Origin of the sequence: Rhizobacter koreensis (assembly GCF_013366375.1) — a bacterium.
Classification (GTDB): domain Bacteria; phylum Pseudomonadota; class Gammaproteobacteria; order Burkholderiales; family Burkholderiaceae_C; genus Schlegelella_A; species Schlegelella_A koreensis.
This window is the reverse complement of sequence record NZ_JABWMJ010000014.1, coordinates 82805-94186: the sequence shown is the minus strand read 5'-3', so window position 1 is coordinate 94186 and position 11382 is coordinate 82805. Positions and strand designations below refer to the sequence as shown.

General features: G+C 67.8%; 8 protein-coding genes and 4 pseudogenes. 5 read left to right on the top strand and 7 right to left on the bottom strand.

Features of this window, described 5'->3' with window-relative positions; genetic code table 11:
* Positions 1-124: 124 nt before the first annotated feature.
* Positions 125-1305: pseudogene (locus HQN59_RS26370) on the top strand (Tn3 family transposase); the annotation flags it as partial.
* 119 nt (positions 1306-1424) lie between these two features.
* Here the strand turns inward: HQN59_RS26370 and HQN59_RS22930 are convergent.
* A pseudogene (locus tag HQN59_RS22930) lies at positions 1425-1640 on the bottom strand (transposase); the annotation flags it as partial.
* Between the two features lie 143 nt (positions 1641-1783).
* Between HQN59_RS22930 and HQN59_RS22925 the strand changes: the two are divergent.
* From HQN59_RS22925 to HQN59_RS22910, 4 genes and pseudogenes are all read left to right on the top strand, one after another.
* On the top strand, positions 1784-2077 hold the full coding sequence (locus tag HQN59_RS22925) for a hypothetical protein (RefSeq protein WP_217704282.1): 294 nt from the start codon (positions 1784-1786) through the stop codon (positions 2075-2077).
* A gap of 140 nt (positions 2078-2217) precedes the next feature.
* Positions 2218-3339: pseudogene (locus HQN59_RS26365) on the top strand (recombinase family protein); the annotation flags it as partial.
* Between the two features lie 550 nt (positions 3340-3889).
* Positions 3890-4105 (top strand): annotated as a pseudogene (locus HQN59_RS26360) (transposase); the annotation flags it as partial.
* Positions 4106-4122: 17 nt separating this feature from the next.
* Positions 4123-4863, top strand: coding sequence for a methyl-accepting chemotaxis protein (locus HQN59_RS22910; RefSeq protein ID WP_176071467.1), 741 nt, complete (start codon positions 4123-4125; stop codon positions 4861-4863).
* Between the two features lie 32 nt (positions 4864-4895).
* Here the strand turns inward: HQN59_RS22910 and HQN59_RS22905 are convergent, their stop codons facing one another.
* The 6 genes from HQN59_RS22905 to HQN59_RS22880 are packed head-to-tail and all read right to left on the bottom strand — an operon-like array spanning position 4896 to position 11381.
* Positions 4896-5678: an alpha/beta fold hydrolase gene (locus HQN59_RS22905; RefSeq protein WP_176071466.1), complete on the bottom strand. Its 783-nt coding sequence runs from the start codon at positions 5676-5678 to the stop codon at positions 4896-4898.
* 19 nt (positions 5679-5697) lie between these two features.
* Positions 5698-6150 (bottom strand): MerR family transcriptional regulator, encoded by a 453-nt coding sequence (locus tag HQN59_RS22900; protein WP_176071465.1) that lies wholly within the window; start codon positions 6148-6150, stop codon positions 5698-5700.
* Between the two features lie 5 nt (positions 6151-6155).
* Positions 6156-7352, bottom strand: a complete 1197-nt coding sequence (locus tag HQN59_RS22895) for an acyl-CoA dehydrogenase family protein (RefSeq protein ID WP_217704280.1) — start codon at positions 7350-7352, stop codon at positions 6156-6158.
* Between the two features lie 39 nt (positions 7353-7391).
* Complete coding sequence (locus HQN59_RS22890) at positions 7392-9173, bottom strand: acyclic terpene utilization AtuA family protein (RefSeq protein ID WP_176071464.1); 1782 nt, start codon at positions 9171-9173, stop codon at positions 7392-7394.
* A gap of 43 nt (positions 9174-9216) precedes the next feature.
* Positions 9217-9708 (bottom strand): PaaI family thioesterase, encoded by a 492-nt coding sequence (locus HQN59_RS22885; RefSeq protein WP_176071463.1) that lies wholly within the window; start codon positions 9706-9708, stop codon positions 9217-9219.
* A 26-nt stretch (positions 9709-9734) separates the two neighbouring features.
* Entirely contained in the window at positions 9735-11381 is a 1647-nt protein-coding gene (locus HQN59_RS22880; protein ID WP_176071462.1) for an MBL fold metallo-hydrolase, read from the bottom strand.
* Position 11382 lies beyond the last annotated feature (1 nt).

Sequence of the window (11382 nt, the reverse complement as noted above, 5' to 3'; positions counted from 1 at the left end):
GCCGAGTGGTTGCGCCGTGGTCTTCTGCTCATGTTCTCTGCTCCTGAATCTCGGGCTCTATCCTCGCCCATCGGAGCAGCCAGTCCACTTTACGCCGTGTTCAGATTTGCGCGGCCGGCTCTGGGCGAAGTCCGTGCAAGAGCTCGTCGCGGCCTATGGCGCGCTACTGGCGCACGGCACCGAGAACGATGCCAAGGGCGTCGCTGCGATGGTGCCCGGTCTGGAGGTGTCGCACATCACCGCTGCGATGCGGGCGATGGAAGCGTCCGGCCGCCTGCGGCGTGCCAACGAGCGTGTTGTCGACTTCCAGCAGTCGTTCCCAATCGCGCTGAACTGGGGCCGCGGCGAGAAGGCCTCGGCGGACGCCATGTCTGTGGACGCGTCACGGCACCTGTACACGGCTCGCCTGGACCCGAGGCGCAAGGGCCCAGCGATGGGTGTCTACACGCACTACCTGGATTCGTACGGGCTGTTCTACGACGATCCGGTCGTGCTGAACGATCGGCAAGCGCCGGTGGCCGTGCACGGCGTGGAGTACCACAACGCTCGGCGCGGCGAGGACCGCATCCGGCTGTCGCTGCTCGCTGTCGACACGCATGGCTACACAAACGCCGCCATGACGGTGGCCAAGCTCTTGGGCTTTGACCTGTGCGTGCGCCTTCGAAACCTCGCCGAGCGCATGCTGTACCTGCCCGCCGGCATTGAGCTGCCCGATTTGCTGCGGCGAGTGAAGACGGGAAGGCCAGCGAGCGCAAGATCAAGGCCGGCTGGGACGAACTGCTCCGACTCATCGCGTCGATTCGCAGTGGCCGGTTGACGGCCAAGGAGGCCCTGGAAAGGCTGGGTAGCGCCGCCAGGGGCGAAGCGCTGCACGCAGCGGCGGACGCACTCGGCAAGCTGCTGCGCACGATCTTTCTGTGCGACTACTTCACCAAGCCAGCGTTTCGCCGCGAGCTGCATACGCTGCTGAACCGCGGCGAGTCCGCACACCAACTGCAGCGCGCCGTCTACCACGGCCGGATCGCCCCCGAGCGCGGCCGCCGCCGCGAGGAGATGCGCGCGATCTCGGGCGCGCATGCGTTGCTCACCAACATCGTGATCGCCTGGAACACCATGAAGATGCAGGAGGTGGTCGACCGCTGGCGTGCCGAGAAGCACCCGATCTCGGACGACTGGCTGCGCCACATGGGGCCAGTGCACTTCGGGCATATCAACTTCCGGGGCACGATCACCTTCGAGGTCGAAGAGTTCGTCGACGCCCTCGTGCAGCGCGCTGCGCGGCGGCGAACAGGGACGACCGAATAGTGGGCACCGCCCGTCCTGCGCGCCTACGCGGCGATCGGCCGCAACCCTACCGCTACGAACTGCACGCGTCCCAACGATGCCCGAGAATGAGGCAGTGCGTAAGTCATTGATTTTCTTGATTAGCGACCAACCTCAGCCGCACGAATGAAGTGAGCCGGGGCTGGAGTTGACAGGCAGGCGGCGCGAAGCAGCCTGGGCAGAATGGAGCGCAGATTGAATCGGCGATTGAATCGATACTGGGCCTCGGCGAGGTAGCGATGGGCGTACTTGGCGAAGTCGAAGGCGTGGTAGGTGCCGCCGAGCGAGCGCTTGAGGTTGCCCAGGAAGGTGTTGATCACGCCATGTACGCAAAAGGCAATTTCGAGTTTGAGCGGCATGTCGCGTTGTGCCGAACGCTTTCGATCCTTGACTTGCGACGCAAGAGGTAATATGTTTGTGTCCAATGTCGCGATCCAACGGCGCCGAGAGGGCCCAACGCTTGAACGCTGCATTCGATCTCCTCACCCAAGGCCACGCTGTCGCGCAGGCCGCGGCGATGCTGACCGAGGAGTTCGGCTTGTCGCAACGCCAAGCCTATCGCTACTTGCAGGAGGCCCAGGCGATCAAGCGTCCTGTGCCGGTTTCGGCACCCAGTGTGGCCGTCACCGTCAAGGTGCCCGAGGACATCGCCACGAAGCTGCGCGTGCACGCGCACGCCACGGGTTCGACCATCGGCGACGTGGTCTCGCGTGCCGTCTCGGCCTTGCTGGCTCGGGAGCGCCGGCGTGGCTGAGCGCCGCCAGCGCTGCCCAGTCCGCTTCGAGTATTGCTTCGATCGCCTGTTCGGCGCCAAGCTCGAGCAGGTCTACGACATCTTGGTTCCGGATCGCACCCGCCGCACCGGCGGGCACTGCCGAGTAGGAGGACACGGCCATGAAGACAGCGGCGATTTATGCGCGGGTGTCTTCCGACCAGCAGAAGGAGGACAAGACGATCGCCAGCCAGACGGCCGCACTGAAGGCGTTCGCTTCAAGCCAAGGCTACAGCGTACCGGTTGAGTGGATCTTCGAGGACGAGGGCTTCAGCAGCGCCACGCTGGTTCGACCCGGTCTGGAGCGAGTGCGCGACCTCGTCGCCGAAGGCCAGGTCCACGCCGTACTGGTGCTGTCGCCGGATCGGCTCAGCCGCAAGTACGCCTATCAAGTGTTGCTCACCGAGGAATGGCTGCGCCACGGCGTGCAGACGATCTTCATCAAGGCCCCGCAATCGCAAACGCCCGAAGACCAGTTGCTGCTGCAGTTCCAGGGCATGATTGCCGAATACGAACGCGCGCAAATCATGGAGCGTTCGCGCCGCGGCAAACGCCATCGGGCCAAGCAAGGCGAGGTCAGTGTCCTCAGCAGCGCCCCGTATGGCTATCGCTACGTGCGCAAGACCGAGGAACGCGCGGCCTACTACGAGGTCATCGAGGCGCAGGCCGAGGTGGTCCGCCAGGTGTTCGATCTGTACACCGCGCAGGCGCTGAGCATCGGTGCCATCACGCGCCGACTCAACCAACTCGCGGTGCCGACCAGGAAGGAGCAAGCCTGCTGGGAGCGCACGACGATCTGGGCGATGCTGCGCAACCCGGCATACCGTGGCATGGCCTGCTTCGGCAAGACCCAGGAGGCTGCGCGACAGCATCGCGACAACCGAGCCGTGCGCCTGCGGGTTCATCCACCGCGACGCGCCCCACGCCCGTTGCAGGAAGCTCCGAAGGATCAATGGATCCAGATTCCCGTGCCCGCGCTGGTGGATGAGCGCACCTTCGATCTGGCGCAGGAGCGCCTGCAGGACAACAAGAAGTTCTCCCCACGCCGCACGGTCGAGCCGAGCATTCTGCAGGGCCTGGTGCACTGCGCCCAGTGCGGCTACGCGCTGTATCGGCATTCCGCGCGCAGCAGCGCGCGCAAGATCTCCTACTACCGATGCCTGGGTTCGGACGCGTGGCGCTATCAAGGACAAGCGCGGTGCAGCGCGAAGCCGATTCGGCTCGATCTGCTGGAGGACACCGTGTGGACCGAGGTCGCTCGACTGCTTGAAGACCCCGCCCTGATCCAAGCCGAACTGACCCGGCGCTTGGAAGCGGCGCGCACGTCCCATGCGGCCCAACAGAACCAAGACAGGATCACTCGCGAGCTGCTCGTTGCTCAACGGCGCATAGAGCGGCTGCTGACGGCCTATCAAGAGGATCTGCTCAGCTTGGACGAGCTACGCCGGCGCATACCTGAGTTGCGCCAGCGCGAGATGCGGTTGAAGGCGGAACTCGAATCGCTGAGTGCCCAACTCGCCGATCAAGCCACCTACCTGCGGCTCGCTCACACGCTGGGCGAATTCCTCGAGCGTCTGCGCACGCAGGTCCAGGGATTGGACGTGCTTGAACGCCAGCGCGTCGTCCGGCTGCTCGTCAAGGAAGTCGTCGTTGGCGATGACAGCATCACCATCCGACACTCGATCCCGAACTCGAACCGGTCGTCTGGCGGGCCCGCGGGGTCGATCGATCCGGGTGGGCCCTTGCCCGGCGCCGATGGCTCGGGAGCAAGTTTGCTTTTGCGTACATGGCGTGATCAACACCTTCCTGGGCAACCTCAAGCGCTCGCTCGGCGGCACCTACCACGCCTTCGACTTCGCCAAGTACGCCCATCGCTACCTCGCCGAGGCCCAGTATCGATTCAATCGCCGATTCAATCTGCGCTCCATTCTGCCCAGGCTGCTTCGCGCCGCCTGCCTGTCAACTCCAGCCCCGGCTCACTTCATTCGTGCGGCTGAGGTTGGTCGCTAATCAAGAGCATCCATGAGGTGGCGGTCGGAGCTCAAGACTTATCGGTCCGCACCGAGAAGCAAGCAGCGGCACTGCAGCAGACGTCGGCCACCATGGCCGAGATATCGACAACGGTGAAGGAATGCGGAACAAGACTGCAACAAGCGGATCAATTGTCTAGAGGGGCGCGCATCGCGGCGCAGCGCAGCGAAGAGGCGGTCGGGGATGTGGCGCGCGGGATGGAGGGGATTCATGCCTCTTCGAAGAAGATCGGGGATATCACGGGCATCATCGATGGCATTGCGTTTCAGACCAACATCCTGTCCCTGAACGCTGCGGTGGAAGCGGCGCGCGCGGGCGAGCAAGGCCGCGGCTTCGCGGTGGTCGCGGCCGAGGTGCGATCCCTTGCGCAGCGAACGGCTGCGGCGGCCAAGGAGATTCAGGCTCTGATTCGCGATGCGTCGGCCAAAGTGATCGTCGGCGTCGACCAAGCTGAGGCAGCGGGCCTTGCACTCACCGAGACGATGCACTCTGTCCAACGCGTCAGCACGCTTATCGCCGAAGTGAGTTCGACCTTCGGTGAGCAGGAAACTGGAGTCGTGCAGGTCGAGCAGGCGATTGCCGAACTCGATTCCGTGACGCAGCAGAATGCAGCGATGGTCGAGCAATCGGCCGCCACTGCAGCCTCAGTTTCGGACCAGTCCCGCTCCCTCGTCGAGTCCGTCGCGACCTTCAGACTCGGGAACGAACTACTGGAGACGCAGGCCACAGCGCAGTGATCGGCCCGCGCTCGGGCCTGATCCTTGCTTGGTCAGGGTTGCGTGGCGGCCGTACGCAGCACGCGGTCCAGCGCCCCCAACACGGAAGCACGCGCCCTGTGCTGAGGATCGTGGCCGACCCCGGGAATTGCCGTCACCTCCAGAGGCATGCGACCGTGCTCCACCAACAGCCGCGCGCTGGCGCGCCAGCCGTAGTCGTCGTCCTGGCCGAACAGTGCAGCGACGGGGCAGCGGACTTCGGCCACCTGCGCCGCCATCGACCATTCGATCGCCGCCTCATCGGCCCAGGGTTCGTACCATGCCCAGAACATGGCATCGGTCCTGTCGCCATGATGTCGGGCCAGCTTCTCGCGCAGGCCGCCGTGCTCGAAGGCCCGCCGCGCCGATGCCATGGCCCGCACCATCGGCAGGTCCAGCGCCACGGTGGGCGAACAGGCGCATACGCCGCGCACCACGTCCGGGTGGGCGGCTGCGGCCAGGATGCCCATGGCGCCGCCGTCGCTGTGGCCGAAGATCACTGCCTGCCTAATGCCGAAATGGCGCAGCACCTCGGCGAACACCGGCCCCGACTCCTCGAACCGGTAGGAGCGCTCACGTCGGCCGACATAGGGATCCGATCCGCCATAACCCCAGCGGTCGTAAGACAGCACGGCGAGACCGCTTTCTCGCGCGATGGACTCCGGCAGGTCCTTCCAGGTGCTCGTGCAATCGAGTCCGCCGTGCATCATGACGATGACCGGTGCTTCGCCGTCGAACCGTCCCCAGGAGTACGCCGCCAGCCCGTGGCCGCCGGCGGTGAGATGATGCTGCTCCACGTGTTCTCCGAGAAGTTCGTCAGGCCGTCCTGCTGCCAGCCAGTGCAGCCGAGGCCTCATTGCGGATGATGTTCATTTCGGCAATCGTCGAATCGATCGCATGACGGCGGCGCTGGAGCGCCCGGAGGAGCCCTTGCGGATCGGTCGCGTCATCGGCCGAAGGGCCCGACGTTGGCAGGCCGAAACACCTCAGACCGTTGCGGCACTCGTTCAGCGACAGCCCCATCGCCTTGAAGCGCAGCAGCAGTTCCAGCGAGTGCAGGTCCGTTGCGCCGTAGACCCGCGCGCCGTTGATGCGCCGCGGCAGCAACAGGCCCAGGCACTCGTAGTGCCTGATGGCGCGCAACGTGATGCCGACGCGCCGGCAGGTCTCGGCAATGCCGAGCGGCAGGTGCGCGCCCGTGTGCCCCCCCGAGTCCCGGCCGGCGGTGCCAGCCGCGGTGGCCGATTCCTGGGCCCGACGGCTAGGCATCTCGTTCAGTACGACTTGGGGAGCCCGAGCACGTGCTCGCCGATGTAGTTCATCAGCATCTCGTTGTTGATGGGCGCGATCTCCAGCAGGCGCGTCATCGGCCACAGCGTGACCACGTCGTAGTCGCGGTCGAAGCCATAGCCGCCATGCACCTGCAGCGTGGCGTCGATGGCCGCCACCGCGGCGCGGGACGCGAGCAGCTTGGCCATGTTGGCATGGGCGCCGGCGTCCTCGCCGTTGTCGAAACGGTCCGCGGCGTCGTAGGTCATCAGCCGCGCCGCTTCCAGTTCGGCCTTGGCCAAGGCCATGCGGTGTTGCAGCGCCTGATAGCTGCCGATCGGCTTGCCGAATGGCTTGCGTTCGTTGGCGTACGCCACGGCCTTCGACAACGCGTAGTCGCCCAGGCCGATGGCCGCACCGGCGGCCAGCAGTCTCTCGGAGTTCAGGCCCTCGAACATCAGCTTGGCGCCCTTGCCGGGTTCGCCGATCACCGCCTCGGCGGGCAGCTTGACATTGTCAAAGAACACCATGTATTGGCGCTCGGCGGTTTCGACCTGGATGTTGAGCTGCTGCAGCTTGATGCCCGGGGTCTTCATGTCGACCACGAACAGCGACATGCCGTCGGTGCGGTGCTTCACGTCGCCGGCCTTGGTGGTGCGCGCCACGACCTGCATGTAGTCGGCATCGCGCGCGCCGGAGATGAAGACCTTCTGCCCATTAAGCGTCCAGCCGCCGTCGGCGTCGGGGCTGGCCAGCGTCGTCATCGCAAAGCTGTTGGTGCCGGCATTCGGCTCGGTGATCGCGAAGCACATCTTCTTCTCGCCGGTGCAGGTGGGTGTGACGTACTTGGCGATCTGCTCCTTGGTGCCGTGGCGCACGATGGGCACCCGGGCCAGGCCCGTGACCACCAGGAACAGCGTCGGCACGCCGGCCAGCGCAAGCGCCTCATTGAGCGCCGTGATCTCGAGCACGCCGCCACCCGAGCCGCCGTGCTCCTCGGGAATGGACAGGCCGAGCAGGCCGAACTTGCCAAGTTCGCGCCACAGTTCGTCGGGGAATCTGTCTTCCTTGATGCACTGCAGGATGTAGCTGCGCGGGTACTGCTTGGTGACGCCGCGCGCCGCTTCCTGGATGTCGCGGATGCGCGACTGGATGATCGAGGAGGCCGTGGCGCGGCCGGTGGGCGGGGTCATTGCGGTCATGGGTTCACTCCGATGGTGTCGTGAAATGAAGGGGTGGGATCAGAGGGCGAGTTCGGCTGGAATCGTCACCGGGTGGTCGAGCAGCATCTGCGCATAGGCCTTGCCCTGCGGGTCCATGCGCACCGAGGCAACGCCGCCACCGCCCAGCGCTTCCTGCAGCGTGAAGTTCAGCGCATGCGTTCCCGGCAGGTCGTAGCGGCGCACTTCGCCGTTCACCAAGTGCGCGAACCAGCGTGCCACCGCCTGCTCGGTGATGGCGGCGCGGATGAAGGGCAGGTACTCGGGCTTGCGGGCGATGATGCCGATGTTCGCCGCGTCGCCCTTGTCGCCGCTTCGCGCCCAGGCCAGCAGCACCAGCGGCACGCTGCGCGACCCGCGCGCGAAGGCATCGGCGGCCGGCAGCGGCCCGTCGACAGCAGGCAACGCCGCGGCGTCGAGCCTCACGCCGGCCAGCGCCGGTGCGGCGACCTTCTGCGCGCCCATGTCGATGCTCACGCCGAGCTGCGACTTCGGCACCAGGCAGGAAAACAACCGGACCACCGGTTGCACCTTGGGCCGCCCGCCGGTGAAGCCGGTGATGGCCGGCGCCGACATCAGCGCCATCGGCGCCACCTCGCGCGAGAACAGCTCGAGCGCATCCTCCAGCGGGTGGCGCACGCCCACCTTGAGCATGACCTCGCGCGCGCTCACCCGGGCCTGCGGACCGTAGGTGTCCTCGGCGCCGATGGCCTCGACGCAGGCCTCCGTGAAGTCGGGCCAGCCTCGCTCGGCGAACTTTCGCCGCATGCGTGCCAGCATGGCCGCGCCGACTCGGTGCGCCTTGGCGCCGGCGTCGATGCCGCCGATCATGAACAGGCTCGTGGCGCGGAAGCCGTCGGCGTACGTGATGCTGACCTTGGCCTCGTCGGTGGGCGGGAGTCCGCGCGCACCACGCACTTCGACGCGGTCGGTGCCGGCCTGGGTCAGCGTCACGCGGGTGAAGTCGCACACCACGTCGGGCAGGATGTAGGCACGCGGATCGCCGATCTCGTAGAGCATCTGCTCGCCCACGGTCGAGGGGCACACCAGCCCGCCGGTGCCCGGTGGCTTGGTGATGACGAAGCTGCCGTCAGCGCGGCACTCGGCGATCGGAAAGCCCATGTCGTCCCAGCCGGGCACGCTCTGCCAGTCGGTGTAGTTGCCGCCGGTGGTCTGCGTGCCGCATTCGATCAGGTGCCCGGCCAGGCTGCCCTGCGCGAGCTTGTCGAGGTCGTCGGTCGTCCAGCCGAAGTGCGCGATCAGCGGCGCCAGCGTCACCGCGCTGTCCACGCAGCGGCCGGTGACGACGATGTCGGCGCCCGCGGAAAGCGCCGCCGCGATCGGGAACGCGCCGAGGTAGGCGTTGGCGCTCATCACCTTGGCCGGGAACGGCGCGCCGGAGAACATCTCCTTCGTGCCGGCCGCGCGCAGCGCCTCGACCTGCGTCATCAGGTCGTCGCCGAGCACCGCGGCGATCTTCAGCTCCACGCCCTCGGCCTGGGCTGCGGCGACCAGGGCTTCGCGGCAGGCCGAGGGGTTGACCCCGCCGGCGTTGGCGACGACGCGGATGCCGCGCGCCTTGAGCTGCTTCATCAGCGGCTTGATGGTGCTGACGAAATCGGGCGCGTAGCCCAGGCTCGGATCCTTGGCCTTGGCGCGGATCAGCAGCGACATCGTGATCTCGGCCAGGTAGTCGAAGACGAGCACGTCGATGTCGCCGTGCTCGACGAGCTGGGCGGCCGAGAACTCGCTGTCGCCCCAGAAACCGGAGGCGCAGCCTATGCGGAGGATGTCTTTGCTCATGCGGATGAGTCACCTTGCGAGGTGTGGGTTGGATGGTGGCGTTTCAGCCGGCCGTGCGGTCCCGGTGCGGCCAGAAGATGCGCCAGATGCCCTTGGCCGTGGCGCAGACGCGCCCCCTGTCGTCGAGCAGCTCGCCTTCCGCAAAGGCCACGCTCCGCCCCGAGCGCACGACCCTGCCGTGGGCCTCGAAGCGCGCGCCTGCCGCCGCATCGACGTAGGTGATATCGAGGTTGATGGTCGACTGGCGCAGCCCGCCGGGGTCGACCTCGTGCATCTCGGGTCGCGCCAGGTTGGCCGAGGCGATGGCGCAGCCGAGCGCGGCGTCGAACATGTAGGCGATGACGCCGCCGTTGATCACGCTGTCCGAGCCGCCGCCACCGCGCTGCGCGGCGGTCGGCGCGCGCAGGTGGACGACCGCGCGCCCGACCCCGCCGAGTTCGAGTTCCAGGCCCTGCGCGCTGAGGAAGGTGTTGCTGCCCCAGCGTTTCCAGAAGGCGTCGACGACTGCGGGGGGAAGCTTGGGTTGATCGTTCAAGGGTGGGTCTCCGGTCGGGGCGGTGGTCAGCGCGCGCGGCCGAGCGCCTCGATGCGCTCCAGGTGCGCCAGCAGCGAGCGCCGGGCCACGGGCCACAGTTGTTTCGGGGTGTCCGCGTAGGCGATCGGCACCCAGTCGTCGGCGTTGCCTTGGGGGCACTCGCGCATCGCCGCCAGCACCTTCGCCTCGCGCGCGAGGCGGTGCGACTTGAGCCACGCGATGGCCTGCGGTGCCGAGCCGATGACATGCCCGTGCGCCGGCAGGATGAAGCGGATGTCGTGGCGTTCGCACTCGCGCAGCAGCCGGTCGAGTGAGTCGATGTAGGCGGCCATGTTGCCGTCGGGCGGGTCGATCACCGTGGTGCTGCCGCTGAGCACGTGGTCGCCGGAGAACAGCAGCCCGTCCTCCTCCAGCACCAGGCACAGGTGGTTGGCGGCGTGGCCCGGCGTGTGCACGGCGCGCAGCGTCAGCGGGTGCGCGGGGTCGTCGAGCACGATGCATTCGCCGTCGGCGAGCGTGCGGTCGGGGGTGAACTCCGAGTGCGCCCGCGCCGTCGGCGCCGACGGCAGGCCGAGGATCGGCGGACGCTGTCCGGTCGCGGCCTCGCAGGCCTGCGCCAGCGGCTGCGCAGCCGGCGAGTGGTCGGGATGCGAATGGGTGCAGATGATCGTCCGCACGCGGCCGCCGGTGACTTCGAGCAGGCGCTTGACGTGGACTTCGTCCGGCGGACCGGGATCGATGACGATCCAGCCGGCGGCCGCGCTGCCCAGCAGGTAGGCGTTGGTGCCCGGGCCGGTCATCACGCCGGGGTTCGGTGCGGTGAACCGCCACAGGTGGCGCAGCAGTTGCACCGGCCGCTCGCTCTGCCAGTCGAGCGCGTGCAGCATCTGCCCGTCGGGGCAGACGAGTTCGAGCTCGCCGAACGGCACGTCCGTTTCCATGAAGCGCTGCGGCTTGCCGCCGACGAGCGCGCCGCGCGGGCACGACTCCCAGTGCGGCCGGTTGCCGGCACATGCCGCGAGCGCCGCGTCGACGCTGTCGAAGCCGGCCAGCCAGCGCAGCGTGCGCAGGGTAGGGAAGATCATCGGCAGCGTGCCGGCCTCGTGGCGCGCCAGCGCGTCGGCGGCGCGCAGCCACACCGGCTCGAACTGCTCGGCTTCGTCGGCCACCGGCGTCTGACCTTCGGGCATGCGGCCGATCAGGAACAGCGTGTCGAAGCGGCGCGGCTGCACGTCGCGGTCGGTGGTCCAGCGCACCGCGACGCGCAGCGCGCCGGCGGCCAGGCGCAGGCCGCGCGCGCGCAGTTGCGGATGCAGCGGCTCGTGGCGCTTGAGCCCGGCGAGCTCGCTTGCCGCCACCGGGCTGCCGGCGGCGTCGTGGGCATGCAGCACGCCGAGCTCCTCGAAGCTCTCGCGCAGTGCTGCCACCGCCGCGGCGAGGTGCGGCAGCGCTGCGGCCGCCTCGCCGACGAGGTCGGCCGCCGAGGCGTCCGCGTCGTCGATGCGGCCGCCGGGGAAGACGAACACGCCCGGCAGGAAGCTCGCGTTCGGCGAGCGCCGCGTCAAGAGCACCTCGGGGCCGGCCGGTGCATCGCGCAGCCATAGCAGCGTGGCGGCGGGCCGCGGCGCGACCGGCGTGCGCGGAGGATGAAGCTGGGTGACCGGGCGGGCCATG